This window comes from Testudinibacter sp. P17/SS/0325 (assembly GCF_053570765.1).
This window is the reverse complement of the sequence record NZ_CM131635.1, coordinates 2,422,177-2,448,496: the sequence shown is the minus strand read 5'-3', so window position 1 is coordinate 2,448,496 and position 26,320 is coordinate 2,422,177. Positions and strand designations below refer to the sequence as shown.

The following is a 26,320-nucleotide window of genomic DNA, read 5'->3' as shown; positions in this document are numbered from 1 at the left end:
TTTTTTTGTTTTATATTTCTAGTTAAATATTCATCAATTTTGTTAAACTAAATTTTCATAGGATCGATTATGAGTGATTTGATTAAAAAATTATCCAACTTACGTAGCGTTCGTGTTTTGGCTAAAGATCTTTCTTTAGCGCAATTAGAAGATATTGCAGAGAAATTTTCTGCTGTGATAGTTGAGAAAAAAGAAGAGTTGTTGCAAATTGAACAACAAGAAGCGGAGCGCCAAGAAAAAGTGGCGGCGCTGAAAGAACAATTTGAAAAGAGCGGTTTAAGCAAAGAAGAATTGGCGGCATTATTGTTCAGCAATACCGTCGCAACAGAACGTAAAAAACGCAGCCCGCGTCCGGCAAAATATCAATATACCGATGAAAAAGGGCAAGTAAAAACCTGGACCGGACAAGGCAGAACGCCGAAAAGTATTCAAGACGCATTAGATAGCGGAAAATCGCTAGACGATTTTAAAATCTAACTTTTACATTTGATTTCAACATTTAAAATAAACCCGCATGGGTTTATTTTTTTCATTTATACAGAATCTATTTTATGATTGAAAATAAAATTTTATTGACCGAATGCCCGGATGATAAAGGTTTGGTCGCGAAGATAACCAACATTTGTTATAAACATCAATTGAATATCACCCACAACAGCGAGTTTGTCGATAATGGCGGCAAACGTTTTTTTATGCGCAGTGAATTGCAGGGAATTTTTAATGATGAAGTCTTGTCTGCCGAATTGGATTTTGCTTTACCGGCAGGTGCCAAGCACAGCATTATTACGCGCCAAAAAAAGCGGATTGTTATTTTAGTCACTAAAGAAGCGCATTGTCTGGGCGATATTTTAATGAAAAACTACTATGGCGGTTTGGATGTTGAAATAGCGGCGGTGATTGGCAATCATGATACGCTCCGCAGTTTGGTGGAGCGTTTTGATATTCCGTTTCATTATGTTAGCCATGAAAATTTAAGCCGCGAACAGCACGATCAACAATTAGCCGAACAAATTGATCAATACCAACCGGATTTAATCGTATTGGCGAAATATATGCGCGTGCTGAATCCGAAATTTGTCGAACGCTATCCGAACCGCGTGATTAATATCCACCACTCGTTTTTACCGGCATTTATCGGCGCCAAGCCATATCAACAGGCGTATGATCGCGGCGTGAAAATCATTGGCGCAACCGCACATTTTATCAATAACGAATTGGATCAAGGTCCGATCATTATGCAAAATGTGATTAACGTTGATCATACCTATGACGCGCAAGCCATGATGCGCGCCGGACGTGATGTGGAAAAGAGCGTCCTCACTCGCGCCTTGGATCTGGCGCTTAACGACCGCATTTTTGTTTACGAAAATAAGACGATTATTTTGTAAAATTGTCTCTCATCAATTGCATTTCTTTTTTGTTGTTCTATTTAGTCGGGCTAACTGCCCGATATGTCTAACAATATATCAAATTTACCACATCTAATTGATTTATAATAATTTATAATCTTCTTAGCATTAGAATAAACAGACTCTCTGAAAAGGTGGTGTCACACCATATGAAGAGATATTTATGTAAATTAATGTCGCCCTCCACGCATTTTTTTGCGCGTGATTGTATTTAAAATCTTCTGTTGTTAAAGAATTGAAAACTTATTCTTGCTCTTGTAATGTCAGCATGTTATAAAACGCAAGTTGGTTTGTATATATTTGTAATCTTTGCATTGGATTACTTTTTGGCGCTTTCTTTAAAGAAAATGGAGGTTTTAATGAAACAATATCTGGCAGTTTTTGCTGCCGCAGTGACACTGAATGCGTGTTCATTGCCCCAAGGTGGCATACACCAGCCACTAGAGAAATGGGTTAACAATGACGCTGCAACAGTTAGCTCGCAAAACTTAGCCTCAAACCAAGGGCTAGTGGTGTTTTACCGCCAAGATCATATCGCTACACCAGCAGTTAATATCTATATTAATGGTGATTATCAAGCTTCATTGTTAGAAAACGGTTTCAGTACGATTGCATTATGTGCTGATCAACATTTCTTTAGTGCTTCGCTAAGCCGTAATGACGAAACTGGCAATAGAACTAAAGGTATTAAATTTATCGCACCAAGCCAAGATGTTACTTACATTAAAGTCAAACAAGTCAGAAATGGCAATCCAATTTTCGAATTTGTGAAGCCGTCTATCGCGACAGATGAACTTGCCGCATTACAACGACAAACCCAAACCCTCTCCCGTGTAAAACAGCAAAGCTGCAATAGCAATGAATATGCATTATTTGCGACTACGATCGATACACAGATCGCATTTCCGTTAGATAAGCATGGTTATAGCGATTTATTACCGGCGGGAAGAAGCGAAGTTCAAGAATTTGTTACGAAAATTAAAAATGTTAATCAACAACTGATTAGTAAAGTTGTGGTTAATGGGCATACTGATCCGGAAGGTTCCGCAGCATATAACCAAAGATTGTCAGAAAAACGCGCCGATACGATCAGCAACATCTTCAGAACGGAAAGTGCTGACTTACCTATCGTAACTATAGGCTCCGGTGAGAATGAATTGGTTGTTAAAGATTGTGCAATTGAATATCGCCACAATAAAGCGGCTAAAACCGAATGTAACTTACCTAACCGTCGAGTCGATATCGTGGTTTACGGACAAAAATAAATTTAAGTATAAATCCCTATATTGATCAGACAATGATCAGTAAATAAAAAGTTAATTTTTTTAATTTAGGATAGAAAATATGTCAACTACTTTAAAAGTATTAGATGCTAAAACGGAAATCGCGTCATATAACGTGATAAATGGTGAGACGTTGGTTATTCAGGCGCAAGCGGAAGTAAACTATCAATTAATTGATAATTCCACTGGCTTAGGGCCTCAAAATATTATTGCCAAACGCGTCGGTAACGATCTGCAAATTTTATTGGAAAATGGTGATCAAGTTCCGGATATTATCATTGAAGATTATTACGGTGATGAAGATCCGGCAACCGTAACCAATTTACTGATTGGGCAACATGAAAACGGCAACATTTACGCTTATGTTCCGGAGTCAGGACAAACTATTGATGCGGTGAGTATGCTTGCCGAGCAAATGGCAGCACCGCAAGCCCTGGGTGGCAGTGAAATCGCTGGCTTATGGGTGTTTAGCCCATGGTGGTTATTGGCATTAGTTCCTTTAGCTGGAATTGCCATTGCCGCAGGCAGTGGTGGTAGCGGCAAAGGTTCTGCTTCGGATACAACACCACCAAACCCACCGGCCATTGACGCCAAAGATGACGGCAGTGTAACCGTAACGCCTGCCGATGATGCCACTAATGCCAAAGTCATTTATACCGATGAAGACGGCAAAACCCAAACTGTTGAAACCAGCAAAGGTGATAATGGCAAATGGGAGCCAAAAGGCGAATTGCCAGAGGGGGTGACAGTCGATCCTGATGCAGGTGTGATCACCATTCCTGATGAAGCCATCAAGGGCGGCAGCGATGTCACGGCTGAAAACAGCGATGCAGCGGGTAATACCAGCACGGCTACCGAAACTTCCGTCGATACCGACGCCCCAAATCCACCGACTATCGACGCCAAAGAGGACGGCAGTGTAGTGGTGACCCCGGCGGACGACGCGACGGAAACCAAAGTGACTTATACCGATGAAGACGGCAAACCGGTTACGGTCGTCGTGGTTAAAGACGACAACGGCAACTGGACGCCGCAAGACGGCAGCACTTTACCGGACGGCGTCAGCGTGGATCCGACCAGCGGCGTGATCACTATTCCTGATAAAGCTATCAAGGGCGGCACTGAAGTGACCGCAACCAACAGCGATACGGCAGGGAACGAAAGCGCACCGGCAACGGCAACCGCACTTGATACCGACGCCCCAAATCCACCGGCTATCGACGCCAAAGAGGACGGCAGTGTAGTGGTGACCCCGGCGGACGACGCGACGGAAACCAAAGTGACTTATACCGATGAAGACGGCAAACCGGTTACGGTCGTCGTGGTTAAAGACGACAACGGCAACTGGGCGCCGCAAGACGGCAGCACCTTACCGGACGGCGTCAGCGTGGATCCGACCAGCGGCGTGATCACCATTCCGGCGGACGCAATTGAAGGCGGCACTGAAGTGACCGCAACCAACAGCGATACGGCGGGGAACGAAAGCGCACCGGCAACGGCAACCGCACTTGATACCGACGCCCCAAATCCACCGACCATTGACGCCAAAGAGGACGGCAGTGTAGTGGTGACCCCGGCGGACGACGCGACGGAAACCAAAGTGACTTATACCGATGAAGACGGCAAACCGGTTACGGTCGTCGTGGTTAAAGACGACAACGGCAACTGGGCGCCGCAAGACGGCAGCACTTTACCGGACGGCGTCAGCGTTGATCCGACTACAGGTGCGATCACTATTCCTGATGAAGCCATCAAGGGCGGCACTGAAGTGACCGCAACCAACAGCGATACGGCGGGGAACGAAAGCGCACCGGCAACGGCAACCGCACTTGATACCGACGCCCCAAATCCACCGACCATTGACGCCAAAGAGGACGGCAGTGTAGTGGTGACCCCGGCGGACGACGCAACGGAAACCAAAGTGACTTATACCGATGAAGACGGCAAAACCCAAACCGTTGTCGTGGTGAAAGACGACAACGGCAACTGGGCGCCGCAAGACGGCAGCACCTTACCGGACGGCGTCAGCGTTGATCCGACTACAGGTGCGATCACTATTCCTGATGAAGCCATCAAGGGCGGCACTGAAGTCAGCGCAACCAACAGCGATACGGCAGGGAACGAAAGCGCACCGGCAACGGCAACCGCACTTGATACCGACGCCCCAAATCCACCGGCTATCGACGCCAAAGAGGACGGCAGTGTAGTGGTGACCCCGGCGGACGACGCGACGGAAACCAAAGTGACTTATACCGATGAAGACGGCAAACCGGTTACGGTCGTCGTGGTTAAAGACGACAACGGCAACTGGGCGCCGCAAGACGGCAGCACCTTACCGGACGGCGTCAGCGTGGATCCGACCACAGGTGTGATCACTATTCCTGATGAAGCCATCAAGGGCGGCACTGAAGTGACCGCAACCAACAGCGATGCGGCGGGCAACGAAAGCGAACCGGCAACGGCAACCGCAGTTGATACCGACGCCCCAAATCCACCGACCATTGACGCCAAAGAGGACGGCAGTGTAGTGGTGACCCCGGCGGACGACGCGACGGAAACCAAAGTGACTTATACCGATGAAGACGGCAAAACCCAAACCGTTGTCGTGGTGAAAGATGACAACGGCAATTGGGCGCCGAAAGACGGTACTGAGTTACCGGACGGCGTCAGCGTTGATCCGACTACAGGTGCGATCACTATTCCTGATGAAGCCATCAAGGGCGGCACTGAAGTCAGCGCAACCAACAGCGATACGGCAGGGAACGAAAGCGCACCGGCAACGGCAACCGCACTTGATACCGACGCCCCAAATCCACCGGCTATCGACGCCAAAGAGGACGGCAGTGTAGTGGTGACCCCGGCGGACGACGCGACGGAAACCAAAGTGACTTATACCGATGAAGACGGCAAAACCCAAACCGTTGTCGTGGTGAAAGACGACAACGGCAACTGGGCGCCGCAAGACGGCAGCACCTTACCGGACGGCGTCAGCGTGGATCCGACCACAGGTGTGATCACTATTCCTGATGAAGCCATCAAGGGCGGCACTGAAGTGACCGCAACCAACAGCGATGCGGCGGGCAACGAAAGCGAACCGGCAACGGCAACCGCAGTTGATACCGACGCCCCGAATCCACCGACTATCGACGCCAAAGAGGACGGCAGTGTAGTGGTGACCCCGGCGGACGACGCAACGGAAACCAAAGTGACTTATACCGATGAAGACGGCAAAACCCAAACCGTTGTCGTGGTGAAAGATCCGGATAGCGGCGAATGGACACCGAAAGACGGTACTGAGTTACCGGACGGCGTCAGCGTGGATCCGACCAGCGGCGTGATCACCATTCCGGCGGACGCAATTGAAGGCGGCACTGAAGTGACCGCAACCAACAGCGATACGGCAGGGAACGAAAGCGAACCGGCAACGGCAACCGCACTTGATACCGACGCCCCAAATCCACCGGCTATCGACGCCAAAGAGGACGGCAGTGTAGTGGTGACCCCGGCGGACGACGCGACGGAAACCAAAGTGACTTATACCGATGAAGACGGCAAACCGGTTACGGTCGTCGTGGTTAAAGACGACAACGGCAACTGGGCGCCGCAAGACGGCAGCACCTTACCGGACGGCGTCAGCGTGGATCCGACCAGCGGCGTGATCACTATTCCTGATAAAGCTATCAAGGGCGGCACTGAAGTGACCGCAACCAACAGCGATACGGCGGGCAACGAAAGCGCACCGGCAACGGCAACCGCACTTGATACCGACGCCCCAAATCCACCGACCATTGACGCCAAAGAGGACGGCAGTGTAGTGGTGACCCCGGCGGACGACGCGACGGAAACCAAAGTGACTTATACCGATGAAGACGGCAAAACCCAAACCGTTGTCGCGGTGAAAGATCCGGATAGCGGCGAATGGACACCGAAAGACGGTACTGAGTTACCGGACGGCGTCAGCGTGGATCCGACCAGCGGCGTGATCACTATTCCTGATAAAGCCATCAAGGGCGGCACTGAAGTGACCGCAACCAACAGCGATACGGCAGGTAACGAAAGCGCACCGGCAACGGCAACCGCACTTGATACCGACGCCCCAAATCCACCGACTATCGACGCCAAAGAGGACGGCAGTGTAGTGGTGACCCCGGCGGACGACGCGACGGAAACCAAAGTGACTTATACCGATGAAGACGGCAAACCGGTTACGGTCGTCGTGGTTAAAGACGACAACGGCAACTGGACGCCGCAAGACGGCAGCACCTTACCGGACGGCGTCAGCGTGGATCCGACTACTGGTGCGATCAATATTCCAGACGAAGCGATCCAAAGTGGCACCGAAGTCACTGCAACCAATACTGATGCTGCGGATAATACAAGTGATCCAGCAACAGCGATTGTATTAGGCAATGATGATAGTGACGCAGATGCCGACTCTGACAGCGATTCAGACTCAGACTCCGACAGCGACTCAGACTCCGACAGTGATTCAGACTCCGACAGTGATTCAGATTCCGATAGCGACAGCGATTCCGACTCCGATAGTGATAGCGACTCAGATTCCGATAGCGACAGCGATTCCGACTCCGATAGTGATAGCGACTCAGATTCCGATAGCGACAGCGACTCAGACTCCGATAGCGACAGCGACTCAGATTCCGATAGTGATAGCGACTCAGATTCCGATAGCGATAGCGATTCCGACTCCGATAGTGATAGCGACTCAGATTCCGATAGCGACAGCGACTCAGACTCCGATAGTGACTCAGACTCCGACAGTGATTCAGATTCCGATAGTGATTCAGATTCCGATAGTGATAGCGACTCAGATTCCGATAGTGATAGCGACTCAGACTCCGATAGTGACTCAGACTCCGACAGTGATTCAGATTCCGATAGCGACAGCGACTCAGACTCCGATAGTGACTCAGACTCCGACAGTGATTCAGATTCCGATAGTGATTCAGATTCCGATAGTGATAGCGACTCAGATTCCGATAGCGACAGCGACTCAGACTCCGATAGTGACTCAGACTCCGACAGTGATTCAGATTCCGATAGTGATAGCGACTCAGATTCCGATAGCGACAGCGACTCAGACTCCGATAGCGACAGCGACTCAGATTCCGATAGTGATAGCGACTCAGATTCCGATAGCGACAGCGATTCCGACTCCGATAGTGATAGCGACTCAGATTCCGATAGCGACAGCGACTCAGACTCCGACAGTGATTCAGATTCCGATAGTGATTCAGACTCCGATTCTGACAGCGACAGTGATTCCGACTCTGACAGCGACAGTGATGCAGATAGCGATATTGAAGCGCACACGGAAGTGAGTGAAGTCACTATTGATGCCGATACGAACAATGATGGCTATATCAATAAAACTGAATCAGAGGCGGCAAGCGGCACCGCAGGCGCAACAACCAGTGTGACCGTGAAGCTAAACAATCCGACATTGGGTGAAGTCGTTACCTTGGATGTGAATGGTACGCCACAAACTAAAACCATTACTCAAGCTGAGATTGACGCTGGTCAAGTCGTGTTTACCGATGTAGCAATTCCGGCAGACGGCGAAACATTGACCGTGACAGCGAGCATCACCGAAAATGCGTATGGCAATGCCGTAGCTACTCCAGTAGAAGTGAGCGATGAAGCGATTGTTGACATCACATTGGCGAATCCAAGCGTAGAACCAAGCACAACCGACGGTAGCGTGGTAGTGAAACCGGTTGCAGATGGTGAAACCATGGATGCAACGAAAGTAGTGGTCACCTATAAAGATGAAACCGGAGCAGACCAAACCATCACAATTGTGAAAGGTGAAGATGGGCAATGGAAATCAGTTGATGAAAATGGTGGTGATAAAGCCTTGCCAACAGGCGTTACGTTAGATTCAACTACTGGCGTAGTGACTATCGGTCAAGATGCAGTACAAGACGGTAGCACCGTGACAGCAATCAGTACGGATGCTGCGAATAACACATCGCAAGGTGTGGGCACGGCAGGTGAAGACAAAGCACCGAATGCACCGACCGTGACCCCGAGCACCGAAGACGGCAGCGTAACAGTAACGCCTGTGGACGATGCAGAGCAGTTAGACATCACTTACACAGACGAAGACGGCGTAACCCAAACCGTGACCGTGGTGAAAGATCCGGAAACCAACACTTGGGCACCGGAAACCGGCACCACCTTGCCGGACGGCGTCACCGTTGACGAAACCACAGGTGTCGTGACCATCGGTCAAGATGCAGTCCAAGACGGCAGCACCGTAACCGCGACCAACACCGACGCAGGCAACAACACGTCGGAAGAAGGCAAAGGCACGGCAGGTCAAGACAAAGCACCGAATGCACCGACTGTAACACCAAGCACCGAAGACGGCAGCGTGACAGTAACGCCTGCGACTGATGCAGTGAAAACCGAGATCAGCTACGTTGACGAAGACGGCAAAACCCAAACCGTGACCGTGGTGAAAGATCCGGACACCAACACTTGGGCACCGGAAACCGGCACCACCTTGCCGGACGGCGTCAGCGTGAATCCGAATACAGGTGTCGTGACCATCGGTCAAGATGCAGTCCAAGACGGCAGCGAAGTAACCGCGACTAATACCGACGCAGGCAACAACACGTCTGAAGAAGGCAAAGCCACAGCAGGTGACGATAAAGCACCGGACGCACCGACCGTAACCCCGAGCAAGACCAATGGTTCGGTAACGGTAACGCCAAATGAGGAAGCTGACCGTTTGGACATCGAGTTTGTTGATGAAAACGATGAAACTCAAACTGTTGCGGTGGTGAAAGATTCAGAAGGCAAATGGGCACCGGAAACCGGCACTACCTTGCCGACAGGTGTCAGTGTTGATCCTGAAACCGGCGTGGTGACCATCTCTGAACGCGCAGTTCAAGACGGTAGCACCGTGACAGCGACCAACAGTGAAGGCAACAACAAGTCTGACGAAGGTACAGGCATCGCAGGACCGAATGCAGATACCACTGTTCCGGGCGATACCGATAATGACGGTAAAGCCGATACCGGTCCGGTGATCAGCTTCCCTGAAGACACCACCAAGATGTATAACGCAGAAGGTGCGCCACTGTTTGATGAAAATGGCGAACAAATTCTGGGCAATGGTGTGTTAAGTGTAAGCGAAATCGGTGCTGACAACAGCACACCGGTGAAAATCACATTGCCGGTTAATACCGAAGTTGGCGATATTCTATATGTCACCATTAATGGTGAGGATAGAGAAATTACCATTACGGATACCTTGTTGGCGGCAGGTTCAGTCAGCATTGATGTGCCGACAGCCGACATCAGCGAGATTGAAGTGACGGCTTATGTACAAGATAAAGCAGGCAACCGCTCTTTGGACGGCACAGGCAGCGTAATCATTGAAAAAGCGTTCCCTGAAGCCAGCATCAGCTTTGGTGACAACCTGACCGATGATTATGCAGGCTTGCAAGCACTGATTGATAGCGGTGTGTATAACACCAACGGCAAAACCGGTGAAATCGGCAACAACACCACCGGCACATTCAGCAGCTTGGCAACAGGCTTGACCAATGATGACACTCCGACAGTCGCTATCACGTTGGATCGCGCCTTGCAAGACGGAGAATCTTTGGTGGTTTACCGCTATACCTACGATGATTCTCTGGCAGGTGTGTCACCGATCAGATCGGAAACTGAAGTGACTGTGGTAAAAGTAGATGGTTCGGACACCCAATATGTCGTTGCTGATGATCAATTGGGTCAAACCTATGGTCAAGAGTACCTGTATCGCGCAGTCGTGAAAGGCGTGGTTGACGGAGAGCAAACCGAAACGGTTATCCAAGAACACCACATTAAGCTCGATACCATGGTTGAAGCATTGACAGTCGATAATGTTACTGTAAGCGGCAGCAACCGTACTTTCAGCGGCACGACTGAGCCGGGAGCGACAATCCGTGTGACTTACTTGAGCAGCACCAACAACAACAGCTATGTAACAACTGAAACAACTGCTGATGAGAATGGCGCATACACCCTGACTTTGAGTGGTTGGAACAACAAAACTGTTGATGGTGCAGAGATCACGGTCATTGACCAAGCCGGTAACGTGGAAACTGCCAGCCTGCACAACTTCCCGCGTCTGTATGTCAATATGAATACCGAAGTAGGTATTACTACTGCAACTATGGACAGCACAATTCTGTTGCAGCGTGAAAGTGCACAGGGGCTGTTGATGGACGATGGCAATGATTATGTAATTCTTGCCGGTGGAAGCGTCAATGATTTGGGTAACCAAGGCATTTTCTCTCAGCAAACCAATGGTAAAACAGTAATTGATATGGCTGGCGGTAATGACTACTTGCGCGTCAATGGTAGCTTGTTGTCTGATGTTAATATCGAAATGGGCGATGGCAACGATAAGTTTGAAATTAAAGGTAACATGGCTTACGGCGCTTACGATATCGACTTAGGTGCAGGTGATGACATCTTCACTGTTGGTGGTGGCGCTGTAGGTAACCCGTTGGTGGTGAAAATGGGCGAAGGCAACAACCGTTTGACTATCGGTGACAACTTAGATACCGGTTTCAACTTCACTGCAGGCTCAGGTGATGATTACGTCAGCATCGGCTACGGTACTCAAAGTGGCTTGAATGGTATTACCGCACGTTTGGCAAGTGGAAGCAGTATGAATCTGGGAGATGGTAACAATACCGTAGCCATTAATGGTGATTTCAGAGCTATATCCGGTCCCGCAGCAATTACCACCGGTAGCGGCGATGATTTGATTCATGTTAAAGGTAACGTCGGTACAACGGTTAATACCCAGATGATTGAATTTAATTTGGGTGAAGGCGATAATACGGTTTATATCGAAGGTTGGTGGTCAGGCACTAAAGGCATGACCGCCGGTGCAGGTAACGATACCTTGATTATCGGCAGCAACTTGGATTCCGCTGCAACCTCTAATGGCAATGTGATCAACCTCGGCGATGGTGACAACACCATCTCCATCGGTGGTTATATGTCCACTACCGCATCGGCGCAAAGCGTGATTACCGGTAGCGGCAACGACACCATGACGGTCGGTGGTTATATCGAGGGCAACAATAAGGTTGATTTGGGTGCCGGTGATGATATCCTGACTATTGGCGGTACAGGTGCGGCATTCAGAGACAATGCTGAGGTGAATGGTGGTGCCGGCAAAGACATCTTGCGTTTTACTGGTGCAGGTGGAAAAACCGAGATCGACATGACCAAGGTGAAAGGCTTTGAAGTGATTGACCTGAATGATTCCAACACCCACTTGGATATTACCTTGAGTGATTTGGTTTATGCAGGCGCACCAACCAAAATCTACATCACCGGTGGTTCGTCAGACTTTGTTGATTTAGGTGACAACAACTGGACAAGCGATACCACGTCTAGCACACCGCAGTTGGGTAACTGGACATCGAAACAAGGTACCGGTGAAAACCAAGGCTATACCGTGTGGACAGAAAGCTCCAACCCGAGCATCGAGTTGTACATTCAAAGCACGGTTAATGTGTTGTAATAACCCCTAAGGAACCCGCACTTTTCCCAAAGTGCGGTTTATCAAACTCAAACACCCTGTCAACTTGTTGACGGGGTGTTTTTTATAGCTGCTATTTTGTGAAGAAATTGATGTTTTGCAAATTAAATAGTAATAATTCTCATCGGTGTGATACGGTTATTATGTAACTTATCGTTACTATCTCTTTTAAAATCATTAACTAATGAGGTGAAATATGCGTGAAGAAACGAAAGAACTGAACAAAGTTCATATCCGTTTGGCGCAAGATAACGGTGAAAACACTCAAGATCGTATAACCAATAACCGTAATTTGTTGGTGTCGGGTATGCATGAAGGCACAAAAGTTGAATATAGCATTAATCATAGTGCAGAGTGGCGAATCGCCAATGATCCGGTTAATCATCTTGTCAACATTGAGTTGGCAGACGGCGAGTATCACTCAATTCGTGTAAGGCAAGCGGCGGAAGGAAAACATTCGGTTTATAACGAAATAACGAATGTGGTGATTGATACACAACCACCGAAAATAGACTATATCAGATTAGAAAAACCTGAATTATCAATGGTTAGAACGTTGCCTGTTTTTGAAGGTAAAACGGAACCCGAAGCTGATGTTGTAGTGAATATTCATAAGGAATTTTATATCACAAAAGCCGATGAAGAAGGAAAGTTCAGTCTTGAAATCACAGAAACATTAGCTGACGGAAAATATATTCCAAAAGTATTAGTAACAGATAAAGCAGGAAATTTATCGACGGATAAAGCGGCAGAGATGTGGTATCAAGGCGAGGAGGTTGTTGTTGGAAATGGAAATATAGCGGTTGTGGATGCTGTACTATTGACAGTAACCGAGTTGGTTACTGTGCCATCTGTCAACGAAGGTGATAACGTCGAGTTTAATGTAACGCTATTAACCGGTCACAAAGGTGGTACGATTGATGCGCCGGTATTGGGTGGAACAGCAACTGAGACTGATGATTACAGTACAGCGGTGTTCAGCAACAATGTACAAGTAGTTGGCGGTAAGTTAGTGATTCCAGCTGGCGTGGATAGCTTCACTATTAGCTACCCGACTGTGGCAGATGAGCTTTCCGAAGGTCAAGAAACCCTGAGCATGACTTTGGGTGGCAAAGAAGCTGAAACCATCATCAACGATACTTCAATGACCACATTGTCGATTTCGGTGACTGATCCGGTACAACGCGAAGTAGATTCTACAGAGGGTTCAGTAATGACCTTTACTGTAACTGCTTCTAAACCTGTATTGGAAGATACTGTAGTCACTGTTAGCCTGAGCGGACAAGCTACCGTGCCGGGCGAAGCAGGTGCGGATTACACAGCAGCATTGGCTGATGGCACAGCAATTTCCAACGGCACAGTGACATTGACCATTAAGAAAGGCGAAACTCAAGCAAGCTTCACCGTTGATCCAATTAACGACAATGAAGCCTTAGCTGCATTCGGTAAGGAAACCAATGAATCGGTGATTGCGACCTTGAATAATAAAACCGGCTTTACCATGGGTGAAATCGAGGCTCGCGGTATGATCATCAACGGCGAACCGTTTGCGATTCCGCGACTGGATGCTGACTTGAACTTGATGACCGGTGTGACTTTCCCTGAAGGCGACCAAACCACACAAGTGCTTGAAGGACCAAATGTAGCAATGGGTTCAGACTATAATGATAAGATTTACATAGGCTACTACATCAATGGCAACGATGCCGGACAGGGCGACTTTGCCAACAGTCTTGCCAAAGGTCAAAACTTCGATAGTAGCCTTTCATTCTCAACCCTCGATTTAGGCAAAGGCAACGATACGCTTTGGATTCGTGAAGGTGTGAACCTTTTAACCCGTGTATATTTGGGAGAAGGCGATGATACGTTCATTGCCGGCGGTGCAGTAACCATTGGTACTGATAACCTCAGACCACATGTATTTGGTGAGGGTGGTAACGATACGATCACCTTTAAAGATGACATCATGTTCATTAATGTTTATGGTGGCAGCGGCTCAGATACCATCACTGTTCAGGGTAGTATGTTGGATAACGCCATGATCGATTTGGGCAGTGGTCGGGCTTACACCTCTGCTTATGAAACCAGTTATACCAATGGCTTGAGTTTGGGTAATGATGACAATGTCGATCTGGCAAGTGATATTAATACGTTGCATGTTCATCAGAATTTGGGAATGTTTTCGTCTTCCGCACATGTTTATGGCGGTAATGGTCAAGATCATGTCACCATTGATGGCGGTATGTATGCAAGCAGTACTATCAGCTTGGGTGCAGGTAACGATACGGTTACCGTCGGCAGACTGGCAGATGCCAACGTAATCGATATGGGCACCGGTATCGACACGGTAACACTCAGCGGTTCAGGCACTTCAGTACGCTTGAGCAACAGCATTAAAGGTGCGGAAGTGATTGATATTAACGGCAACGGTGCAAACACCTTGTATGTGAATGCAGCCAATGTCCGTGATTCAGGTGCCGAGCAAACCATCAAAATTTTAGGTGGTGCAGACGATACCGTGAACTTGGGCTATGCAGCATCGTTTTCTTCTCTGGGAGAAAGTTTGATTGATAGTGTGCAATGGGGAAAAACCGGTGCGACAATCACTGAAGACGGTCATACCTATTCTGCTTGGCAGTATGGGAATGATACTACCACCATGATTTATATTGAAAATACGATTGGCAATATCATCTAATTTCATATAATCAAGTTGCTTAAACCGCACTTTTCCCAAAGTGCGGTTCATCAAAAGACAAACGCCTCGTCAGCTTGCTGACGGGGTGTTTTTTATGGCTGCTATTTTGTGAAGAATTTGATGCCTGTAAATCAAATAGCAATCATTCTCATCTTTGTGGTAAGGTTGATTGGTAACTGTTTGTTACTATCTCTTTTTGAAACTACTAACCCTGAGGTGAAATATGAGTGAAGAAACAAAAGAACTGAATAAATTATATGTGCGTTTGGAGCGAGATACAGGCGAAGATCAACAAGATCGTATAACTAATAACCATAATTTGTTGGTATCGGGTATGCATGAAGGCACAAAGGTTGAATACAGTATTAATCATAGTCCAGAGTGGCGAATCGCCAATGATCCGGTTAATCATCTTGTCAACATTGAGTTGGCAGACGGCGAGTATCACTCAATTCGTGTAAGGCAAGCGGCGGAAGGAAAACATTCGGTTTATAACGAAATAACGAATGTGGTGATTGATACACAACCACCGAAAATAGACTATATCAGATTAGAAAAACCTGAATTATCAATGGTTAGAACGTTGCCTGTTTTTGAAGGTAAAACAGAACCGGAAGTTGATGTTGTAGTGAATATTCATAAGGAATTTTATATCACAAAAGCCGATGAAGAAGGGAAGTTCAGCGTTGAAATCACAGAAACATTAGCTGACGGAAAATATATTCCAAAAGTATTGGTGACAGATAAAGCAGGAAATTTATCAACGGATAAAGCAGTCGAGATATGGCATCAAGGCGAGGAGGTTGTTGTTGGAAATGGAAATATAGCGGTTGTGGATACGATAGCACTGGCACAGCCAGATGTTGTATCGAGCACAACTGACGTTAACGATACCTTGATGACCACCTTGTTGATTTCAGTTACCGATCCGGTGCAGTCTGAAATGGATTCAAGCTCAGGCTCAGTGATGACCTTTACGGTAACTGCGTCTAAAGCGGTATTGGAAGATACAGTGGTGACGGTCAGCTTGGGCGGACAAGCAGCAGTACCTGGAGCGGAAGGTGCAGATTACAACGCACTGTTGGCAGATGGAACGCCAATCACAAACGGTAATGTTACGTTGACCATTAAAGCAGGCGAAACCCAAGCTAGCTTCACGGTTGACCCGATTAACGATAACGTTGCCGTAGCTGAATTTGGTAAAGAAACCAACGAATCGGTGATTGCGACCTTGAATGACAAAGCAGGCTTTACCATGGGTGAGACCGAGGCAAGAGGTGTGATCATCAATGGTGAACCGTTTGCGATTCCGTTCTTGGATGCTGACTTCAACCTGATGACCGGTATTTTATATCCGGGTGGTAACAATACGACTCAGCTTGTAGAAGGTCTGGGCGTAGCAATGGGTTCAGACTATGATGATACGCTCTATGTCAGTTTCTGGTTAGATGGTACAGACACCAAGACACTGGGTAACGTGTCGAATAGTCAGGCTTATGGCGAGAACTTCGACGACTCGCAAAGTATTACGACTGTGGACTTAGGACAAGGTAATGATGTCATTAAAGTCCGTGGTAATCATCAAGAACTTGCCCGAGTCTGTCTGGGTGAAGGCAATGACAGCTATGATGTTGGCAGTATGATTGGTAATGCGGCGAACCCAGCATTTCCTCAATGGAGACCATATGTATTTGGTGAGGGAGGTAACGATACTTTCATTGTACATGATCAAGTGCTGGCAGGTCATATCTATGGCGGTAGCGGTTCGGATAACGTCACCATTCAAGGTAACGTTTTAGATCAATCAGTGATTGATTTGGGCAGTGGTCGTAACTATCCATCAGCTTACGAAACTACTTATAAAAACAGTGTTAGCCTAGGTAACGATAACAACACCGACTTGGAAACTGATGTGAATGTTCTGACCGTTAAAGGTGATGTCGGTTCCGCATTAGGCATTACCGCCACGATTTATGGTGGTAACGGTCAAGATACGGTTAATATCGAAGGCAAAGTGAGTGGTAGCAACGGCGTCAAAAATACCGTGATTGATTTAGGTGCCGGTGACGATACGGCGAATATCAATCAACTGGGTACCGAGCTGGCTGGCGCAGGTACCATCAACTTGGGTATTGGTGCTGATACAGTCAATATTACAACCATGAAAGGTGGTACGGTCAATACCGGAACCGATACCGATGTTGATACCGTGAAAATCGGTACCATGTCAGGCGGCACCATCAATATGGGAGCTAATGATGTGGTTGAAATTGGTAAGATCTCGGGCGGTAAAATCAACGGTAGCTCGGCTACTGATGACACTGTAACGATTACTGGTACAGGCTCAACTATTAGTGCAACTAATGTGTTTGGGGTTGAAAATATTGATTTAGGTTCAGGTAACAGAATTAATATCTATAAATATCAGTACAATAGTGCGTTAGATAAAACTAATGGTCAAACTGCGATGTATATTCAAGGTGATAGCACATCAAAAGTTGATTTGGGTAATGGTATTGGTCAATATGATTTGGCTGGTGCTACTTGGACGAAGGGAGCTACAGTTGATGTAGATGGTCATAAGTATGATACTTGGACTGTAGGAGGTAGCACTTATGGTGGTACTCAAGCGATCTATATTGAACAAGGTATCCAAATTATTTGATTACTAATAAATATGTTGTACCTAAACCGCACTTTTCCCAAAGTGCGGTTTACCAAACTCAAACACCCTGTCAACTTGTTGGCGGGGTAGGGGGTAAGTGTGGTTTTTGTGTTTCACAATTTTTGAACTAAACCACGCAGGCTTCGGTTCCGCTCAATCAGCAATATTCCCCAACCCTAGCGGGGTTGATTCATGCTTAACCTAGGCGAATCCCATAAATACGTGGAGTGTATTGTATTCTTAGCATTGAGGTATTAATGATAAATTTTATGCCGGGAGAACGATATGATAGTTAAAGAAGCGGGTTATGATGAATTTCTTGTTTAAAAAATTAACCGTGGGAGAGAAGACAGTCGCCAAGGGCGCAGGCATTCCCTTGAAGAAACAAAAGCCGGAACAAAACGACTATTCGAACAAAAAGCGCATAAATTTTGAGAGTTGCTCAACCGCAACCTACAAAAAATTTCAATAATGGCTATAAACCTGTGCTTCAAGATAACTATCCCAATATTTCTAATATAGGCTGTGTTTTTTGATAAAAATAACAAAAGTAGCTATTGATTTTATCTAAATGGCAACGTTTTGCTGTCAGTGTAATGCCTTTGGAATTCTCAAGGTAAGTGAGATTTTCATTATCCGTGACTATGGCATTAAGCACGTTTTTTAGTCGCTTATCTCGAGTAATTTCCTTAATATTAATTTGTAAGGTTAATTTAAAATCCCAAGTATTACGTTGTAATACAAATTCATAATAAATGAATGGTTTATAATCAAGTGTGAGCTCATCTTTATCGAGCTCATAGCGTAATTTTAAATTTGTTGGGATTTCTAGCTTGCTATGCTGTAAAAAATGTAGCCAATGCGCTTCATTGGTACGTTTGCGTAATAATTCTCCGGTTTCGCCAAAATGCGTTATTTTATCCGAGCTAAAATCACCGAATGTGAGTGTTTTTTGGTAGTTTCTCATCCATGTCGGGAATGCAGATTGTGATAATTCACAATTCCAAGGCTTCATATTCCCCATAAAATGTACAATTTTAGTTTGATGAGTGGCTACACGCGGTAATGTATTATAAATTTTATAATCAAGTTCTGTAATGTTGATATTTTGTTTATACGCTAGCCATGAAAATGCTAATTCATCAATGACGCTGCTGAAATAACCGAGAAATGTTTTTAAGAAAAATTGTGCATCTTTGACCGCTTGTTGCCAATCTAACGTATCATCGGCATAAAATAGCCCGCCATTCGGTGCCGGGTGGGTGTGTGGGATATTATTTAATTCGGCTAGCGGTGGGCGGGAGGTGCGATCTCCAAATTTTTTTAGAAACGGGCTTTCAGATCGCCATGCAACACCTTCGATCTTAAATAGTTCACTCAGGTCATCTTGTACCACCATATCTAAATCTAAGAATAAAACTTTATGATAATGAGCCAGCTGTTCGACGACTTTATATTTTGATAGTGCAAAATGCGAAAAGCGCTTAATGAAATAATCGAGTTGTTTTCCATCCATGGTTTCTTCATGGTGTTCTTTTTTCCAGTCGGAAAATGTATAAGAAATAAAAAGAATATTGGGCTCAATGCTCAGCAAATCTGATTGTTGGTTTGCAGTTAAGCCGTCATGATATACAACGATATTATCATAGTTATGACGATTCCTTTCTTGTAAGTTAATGATCATTGTTGCGAGTGCAAAGTGATAATTTGCTGTCAGCATAAATACAATAGCACTGGATTTTTTGTCTGTCATGCGTCTGAACCTTGTCGTAGTGATCATAAATTGTGAATCGTTAAATCGATATTTAATTAGCTTAGCCGGATTGCCGCCGACAATCGCATAGGGTGGCACATCTTTTGTGAGCCAGCATTGGCTGCAATCACAGCGCTTGTTCCAATTGATATTATCTTTTATATACTTTTGTTTATTGCAATCGTATTATACTTAAAAACATTTACATTGTATAATTTACTTAAGTTGTCATTTTTAATAAATGTTTTACCATTCTATTGGTTTTTCGGGTTTTATTAATCAATTGATTATAATAAAGCAATTATTTGGGATCATTTTAGGATAAATTTACTGACTGCAGGGCTATTATGACTTCACTCTTGACCTTATTCACTCATCATTTACCACAAATTCATGCTCGCTATAAGCAACAACATAGCATGGGTGAATTAGCCGATATTTTGATTATTTCTCTCAGTAGTGGTGAAAAACGTGCCAAATGTGCCAGTTTATTCTTTGATAAAAATGAATTAGTGAGTAGTGATTGGCAAGCTGTACAAGCCAAACTGGAAAACAAGATCACCGCACTTGCCAAACATTTTGAGCAGCCGGTTAAATGGTTAAAGGTGGAATGGGTTGTGAGTGAGTCGGCAACGAGCTGGGCGAAATTACAGCAGGAGATGAAAAATTACAAACGTAATTATTTCCGCTCCGGTATCGCCTTCAAAGGCGTGACTTCGCCTTGGTTGTTGGCGACCGAAATGGAATTGAATGCCCATGCAGCCCTTTATTTAGGGGCGGATAATCCGTTGGCAGGCGTCAATCAGGCAAACTTGGAACGTTATTTGAAAGGGCGTTTCTCATCCAAACAAATGCCGAATTTTACAGCGGATATGCCGGTGATGACATTTGTCACGGCGGGCGTATTTTTGGATACCGATACGCAACAATTGCAAGTGCTTTCAACCTTGCCGCGCCAACATGGCCGCCGCCAGATGTCTGCTTTAAATCCTGACGTGACAGGTGAGTTGGTGCACTTAAGCACCCAATATTTAAGCCGTCAAATTGAAGAGAGCGGTTTGTTTCAGTATGGACATTTCCCATGCTTTGATAAGCCTATTCCAACCTATAACACACTGCGCCACGCTTCTAGCACCTATGCCTTGTTGGAGGGCTTGGAGCTGTGTCGGCAATTAATCGCCGACAATCAAACGGTAAGCACCAACATCAGTCCACGCACAATCAATACGGGTGAACTGCAAACGGTACAAAACCGCATAGAAACGGCAATTGATTATTTTGTAGCGCATAATATTCGGCAGTATGCGGATGGCAAAGCTTACGTGTTGGAAGCCAATAATGAAATCAAACTCGGAGCCAATGCCGTCGCCATTCTTGCGTTTGTGAAATATGCACAGATGTTTCCGAAGAATAACCGCACTTCACGCTTGCTCGGTTTGTGTGAAAATTTGGCGCTCGGTATTGTTGCAATGCAAGAAGCAGACGGCAGTTTTGTGCATATTTTAAATGGCAAAACACTGGACGTGATGGAGAAAACCCGCACGATTTATTACGATGGTGAAGCGGCATTTGGTTTAATGCGTTTATATGGGATCACTCAAGATCCGCGCTGGCTGGTTTGTGTGGAAAAGGCATTTGATTTCTTTATCGCCAACCATCATGAAAAAGCACACGATCATTGGTTGTCTTACTGTTCTAATGAGTTAGTGCGTTATAAGCCTGAACAGCGTTATTTCCAATTTGCGGTGGATAATGTGAAAGGCTATCTCAATTTTATTCAGAATCGCTTGACTACGTTTCCGACTTTATTGGAACTGTGCATGGCATTTCATAAAATGTTGCTGAAATTAGACGAATTTCCCGAATATCAAACGGTCCTCAATGGTTTTGATGTGGCGGCGTTTTATACCGCTTTACACACCCGTGCCAATTATTTAGTCAATGGCTTTTTCTTTCCTGAAAATGCGATGCATTTTGCGAATCCGAATAAGATTTTACACGGCTTTTTTATCCGTCACCATGTGTTCCGCGTGCGGATTGATGATGTGGAGCACTATTTATCAGGCTTTGTGCATTATTATGAATTATTGAAAAACGGCAACTATCCCAACAGTTTGCAACAACAGAAAAAGATAGAAAATATGGCATTTAATGCAATTAATGTTGAAATGGCGACGAAAGGAAAATGGCATACTACCGCGCCTGAAAACTGGCAGCCGACGGGGTTGAGTATTTTCCCGAAAAGTTTCCAAAAAGGGCATATTATCGTCGCTCGCGGTAAAAATATGCAAATAGGTTATCTGCCGTTTGTGGCGGTGAAATCCTTTGTGCTGAAAGGGGCTTCGGCGATTGTTACCGATGATCCGGACACTTATGCAAGCCTTGGTGTGCCGTTATTGGTGGTGGGCAATGTGCGTAAAGCAACGCTAGATTTGGCTCATCTGGCTCGCTCAACTTATCGTGGCAAAACTTACGGCGTAACTGGTAGCGCAGGTAAAACCACTACCGTTGCCATGTTAAGTCAAGCCTTATCTGCGATTGCGCCAACAGCTCAAACCCAAGGCAGTGCCAATTTACCCATTGGCATCGCGTGGAATATGGCGTGTATGCCGCAAACAGCTTCGCACTGGATATTGGAAATGGCGATTGGCAATATGTCGCTGAACAGCCAATTGGTGAAGCCGGATGTTGCCGTGATCACCAATATCGCTGCCGCTCACTTAGAATACCATAATGATTTAGATACCGTCGCTCTCAAAAAATCCCGGATTTTCGAGGCAATGCCGCCTAAAGGTCTTGCGGTAGTATGTCGCGATATTGCGCAGTTTGATTTGATTGAACGTGCGGCTCTCCAGCAACAGTTGAACGTAGTCAGCTACGGGGAACACGAACAAGCGGATGTGCGCTTGTTGAGCTATCAACAAGGCAGCGGCAGAGTATCGCTATTCGGTAAAGAAATCACGGTGACATTAGGCGCGCAAGGGAAACACTTAATGTTGAACGCGTTAGCGGTTATCGCCATTGCTCAGCAACAAGGTTTGGATTTGGCGAAAATTCTGACCGCACTTGAGCAATTCCGGCCGGTGGAAGGGCGTGGCGATATGTTCCAGTGTACTTATGCGGATAAAACGATAACGGTGATCAACGAAGCCTACAATGCCAACCCGATTTCGATGAAAGCGGCGTTACAGGCATTCGCCGATGAGGCAACCTTGCCTGAACAGCGAGTATTGGTGTTAGGGGATATGTTGGAATTAGGGGCGGACAGTCGACAACACCATCTGGAATTGCAAGATGATGTGTTGCAAACTCAGGCAAGAATGGTGATTTTATCTGGTGTAGAAATGCAGGTATTGTATCAAGCGTTGAAATCATTAAATCGCATACCGCACTTGCACTGGATGCCGAATGCTGACACGATAATCGATCTGTTTGAAAATAAGACGATCGCATTGCATGACTCAGATCGGATGTTACTGAAATCGTCACACGGCAGCGGATTACATCGGGTCGTGAGTTATTTGCGCAAATAATGATTTGACCGGAAATAGTGTTTATATGATTCAACTAAGATATTGGATAGCAATGATGTTAACTTCTTTTCCTGTTATTTTACAAGCGAATACGGACTCTAACACATCATTGGTGGGGCAGCAGCCTGTTGGCGCCTGTATTGCCTTAAAGCTTACGCCTCCAACTCAGTTAGCCACGGTTGAGGGCGATACGCCATTTCGCTATGTTGTCCGTGTTGAGAAAGGGCAAACTGCGGCAGTCGATTCGTTGGCGAGTGAAGTCCAGTTAGAAGACATTCAGCGCCAGCTGATAGTTGCAGATGCACTGTATCAACACGTATTGGGTTTGTCCGCGCCCTTGTCTATGCCGCGTTATGCCAAGGCGCATTATATTCAAGTGAGGATTGAAGAGAGTGATCGTCGATTTGGAGTGGCTTACGATGAGGTAACAACAACCCGTCAAGAAGAGAACGCAGGCTGCCATCTCAGTATGTTAGTGAGTAACCAAATATATGCTAATCGTAATGGCACACCGGCACATGAACTTTTTCATCTTTATCAAAACAGCTATATGATGTTTAAACAGGCTTGGTTGACAGAAGGGTTGGCACGTTGGTCAGAATCATTATTGGCAACCGGTGTTGGCGTGGGGGCGGATGAGCGTTTGCCGCAAAACCGCGAAGAGCTGGAATCGGTAATGGCACAAAGTTACCAAGCCTCCAAAATGTGGATTCGACTGTTCCGCGTGCTTGATGAACAGCCCGGATTTTCGTTGGCAGAGGATATTGCCAAGAAAACATATACTGATAATACATTAATCGTAAAAGATAAATTGGCTTATGGCACTGCATTTATTCGCCCTTTATTTGAGGCGTTGGCACTACAGAGTGCAGCAGTCAGTCGCCGACAAGGATGGCAGGAATATGGATGGGCAGAACGCGAACAGAAAAGCCCTGCGTATAATCGGGATATTTGGTTAGCTTTGAAACGGGCAATTCATAACTATCTTCCGGCGGAACAGCACAACGAGGAGTTGCAGCAGTTTTTGCAAATTGAGATTCCTTGAGGGATTCATTCAAGTTATAGGCTTATGCTATCAAGATAACAAAGTGCGGTTTTGATTGGCAATCAGGTAATAAAAACGTAAAATAACACAATAAAATATGTATTTTTACAAAAAAGCAAAAATTTCTGATTTTATTCTTTTGAGTATTGAAGCATTCGGTTTAATACGACACGGGCATACTATAAAAATTAGGGCGAATATGAACAAAAATATCATTGCGACTGCCGTGATAGCACTTGTATGGAGCGTTGGTGCGACGGCAACGCAGCAAAAACCATTATTTGAACGTTGGTTGACTCACACATCGACGTTTTTTAATTCGCAAACGTTAGAAGATAATCAATCGCAAGTTATTTTTTATCGTGATGCGAATGCAATCACTGGACCGGCAGTGAATATTTATGTTGATGGGGATTATCATGCTTCGTTATTGCCAAATCATTATAAGGCTATTGCATTGTGTGCTCAGGCTCATTTTTTTAGTACCGCATTTAGCAGTAACACTACGTTCGCGAATAAAGATGAAGGGATCTATTTTATTGTTCCGGCTAAACGGAGCAGTTTTATCAAAGTGGTACGCGGTAATAATGGTGAGCCGGAATTTGAACGTGTCGATGCGGAAACTGGTGAGCGGGTAATCCAAAAGATGTCAGAACAAAAGCAAACGCTATCACGGGTGATCCCGGCGACGGAATGTCGGGAAAAAACCGTTTTGCAAAATTTCTCATTATCTGCCAGAACGTTATTTCGAAGCGGCAGGGCGGATCAAGCGGGAATGTTTCCGGCAGGGAAGGAAGAAATTCTTGATTTGGCAGCCGATCTGAAGCGGTTGGATCAGCGCCATATCAGCCATATTGTTATCAGCGGACACAGCGCCCCGGATGAAAGCCCGGCTATAAGTAGACAACTATCCGCCAACAGAGCGAAAACCGTACTCAATTTATTACAACGTGAAGGAGTCCAATTTCCAATGGAAGTTACTGGATACGGTTCGCAGCAATTAGTTTCCAAAAATTGCGCTGAGCGCAACCCGACAGACACTAAAATGCGCGAAGCCTGCGATCAATCGAATCGCCGGGTTGAAGTTACGGTTTATGCGATTCAATAATAGTACAAAGTGTGCTTTAAGCTGATCATTTAGATCAGCTGAGATTGCTGACAAACTGACTTCTCTCCCTCCGCGGGCGGAGGGAGTACCGTTTTTCGCAAGAAAAATGGGGAGGGAGGGAAATGATATTAGCCTGAGCTGATCATTTAGATCAGCTTTTTTTATATCTTGTACTTAGATTAGATTAAGTGAAAATATAAATCATGCTATAAATGCAAACAATTATTTACCAATTATTACATTAATATCAAGTAACTGTATAAAGGGAATCCTGATGAAAAAATACATTGCACTTTTAAGCACGGTGCTAGCACTGAGTGCTTGTTCTTTACCCCACTCTGGCAGACCGTTAGAGACGTGGCAGAATTATATTCCCGCCTCTGTCAGTACAGAAGATTTAGCAACTAATCAAGGACTCGTTGTTTTTTATCGTGGCTCCGATGTACAAGGACCGGCGGTGAATGTGTATGTAAATGGTGATTATCAAACTTCTTTATTAGAAAATGGTTTCAGTCCAATTATTTTATGTGCAGATCGTAATTTGATGACCTCTTCTTTTAGCTCAAACAGTAAAGGCGGTAATCGGACTCAAGGTGTGAAATTTGTGACGCCAAGCCGGCAAGTGACTTATATTAAAATTAAAAAGGCGAGAAATGATGGTTCGCCAATGTTTGAGCGAGTTGAGCCGGAAGTGGGATTTGAAGAAGTGAAGCTGTTGCAAATGCAGTCGCAGACTATCTCACGTGTGCTGCCAAGTGCTTGTAATCAAAACGAATATGTTCTGGATGCTAAATTATTAAATGCCAATGCGACTTTTCCGTTAAATAAACACAGCTATAACGATGTATTGCCGGAAGGTAAGCGTAATGTGCAGGAATTTGCAGCGAAAATCAAAGGGATCACCCGTCAAGCTATCAGCAAGATTGAAGTGAATGGCTATACTGATCCGGTCGGTTCCGATTCATATAACCAAAAACTGTCTGAACGACGTGCGCATGCGATCCGTGAAGTTTTGATGAATGCGGGGGTTACTGTTCCAACCACGGCGGTAGGTTATGGCGAAAGAGATTTGGTAGTGCCGAATTGTGAAGCGGAACATGGTAAAAACGTTGCTGCCAAAACGGCGTGTAATTTACCAAACCGCCGTGTAGAAATCGTGGTTTACGGCAGCGAATCGAATTAAACGGCATTTATCGGCATAACATAAAAATATAAAAAATCTCTCTTTTTTCTGTATATAAGTCTGGTTTCG

12 protein-coding genes and 1 pseudogene are annotated in these 26,320 nt (G+C 45.7%); 11 read left to right on the top strand and 2 right to left on the bottom strand.

The annotated features are described in order from the left end of the window. Window positions 1-69: 69 nt before the first annotated feature. From ACWA50_RS11620 to ACWA50_RS11590, 7 genes are all read left to right on the top strand, one after another. Window positions 70-477, top strand: a complete 408-nt coding sequence (locus ACWA50_RS11620; RefSeq protein WP_431052701.1) for an H-NS family histone-like protein — start codon at window positions 70-72, stop codon at window positions 475-477. Window positions 478-551: 74 nt separating this feature from the next. Beyond that, window positions 552-1,388 carry a formyltetrahydrofolate deformylase gene (gene purU, locus ACWA50_RS11615; RefSeq protein WP_431052699.1) on the top strand — a complete coding sequence of 279 codons (837 nt, stop codon included), beginning with the start codon at window positions 552-554 and terminating at the stop codon, window positions 1,386-1,388. 380 nt (window positions 1,389-1,768) lie between these two features. After that, window positions 1,769-2,674, top strand: coding sequence for an OmpA family protein (locus tag ACWA50_RS11610; protein ID WP_431052697.1), 906 nt, complete (start codon window positions 1,769-1,771; stop codon window positions 2,672-2,674). Window positions 2,675-2,753: 79 nt separating this feature from the next. After that, window positions 2,754-12,248, top strand: a complete 9,495-nt coding sequence (locus tag ACWA50_RS11605) for a hypothetical protein (protein WP_431052696.1) — start codon at window positions 2,754-2,756, stop codon at window positions 12,246-12,248. 214 nt (window positions 12,249-12,462) lie between these two features. After that, window positions 12,463-14,964 (top strand): Ig-like domain-containing protein, encoded by a 2,502-nt coding sequence (locus tag ACWA50_RS11600; protein WP_431052694.1) that lies wholly within the window; start codon window positions 12,463-12,465, stop codon window positions 14,962-14,964. A 223-nt stretch (window positions 14,965-15,187) separates the two neighbouring features. Further along, on the top strand, window positions 15,188-17,629 hold the full coding sequence (locus ACWA50_RS11595; RefSeq protein WP_431052692.1) for an Ig-like domain-containing protein: 2,442 nt from the start codon (window positions 15,188-15,190) through the stop codon (window positions 17,627-17,629). 307 nt (window positions 17,630-17,936) lie between these two features. Next, a complete protein-coding gene (locus ACWA50_RS11590; RefSeq protein WP_431052690.1) occupies window positions 17,937-18,101 on the top strand; it encodes a hypothetical protein in 165 nt (54 codons plus the stop codon). Between the two features lie 27 nt (window positions 18,102-18,128). Here ACWA50_RS11590 and ACWA50_RS11585 read toward each other — a convergent pair whose 3' ends face one another. Then, window positions 18,129-19,382: a glycosyltransferase gene (locus tag ACWA50_RS11585; protein WP_431054353.1), complete on the bottom strand. Its 1,254-nt coding sequence runs from the start codon at window positions 19,380-19,382 to the stop codon at window positions 18,129-18,131. A gap of 36 nt (window positions 19,383-19,418) precedes the next feature. After that, a pseudogene (locus ACWA50_RS11580) lies at window positions 19,419-19,534 on the bottom strand (CatB-related O-acetyltransferase); the annotation flags it as partial. Between the two features lie 195 nt (window positions 19,535-19,729). Between ACWA50_RS11580 and ACWA50_RS11575 the strand changes: the two are divergent. The 4 genes from ACWA50_RS11575 to ACWA50_RS11560 all read left to right on the top strand — a co-directional run bounded on the left by ACWA50_RS11575 (window position 19,730) and on the right by ACWA50_RS11560 (window position 26,251). Beyond that, window positions 19,730-22,915, top strand: coding sequence for a UDP-N-acetylmuramoyl-tripeptide--D-alanyl-D-alanine ligase (locus tag ACWA50_RS11575; RefSeq protein ID WP_431052688.1), 3,186 nt, complete (start codon window positions 19,730-19,732; stop codon window positions 22,913-22,915). Window positions 22,916-22,940: 25 nt separating this feature from the next. Further along, complete coding sequence (locus ACWA50_RS11570) at window positions 22,941-23,960, top strand: hypothetical protein (protein WP_431052686.1); 1,020 nt, start codon at window positions 22,941-22,943, stop codon at window positions 23,958-23,960. Window positions 23,961-24,057: 97 nt separating this feature from the next. Continuing rightward, window positions 24,058-25,068, top strand: coding sequence for an OmpA/MotB family protein (locus ACWA50_RS11565; RefSeq protein ID WP_431052684.1), 1,011 nt, complete (start codon window positions 24,058-24,060; stop codon window positions 25,066-25,068). Window positions 25,069-25,342: 274 nt separating this feature from the next. Continuing rightward, entirely contained in the window at window positions 25,343-26,251 is a 909-nt protein-coding gene (locus tag ACWA50_RS11560; protein WP_431052682.1) for an OmpA family protein, read from the top strand. Window positions 26,252-26,320 lie beyond the last annotated feature (69 nt).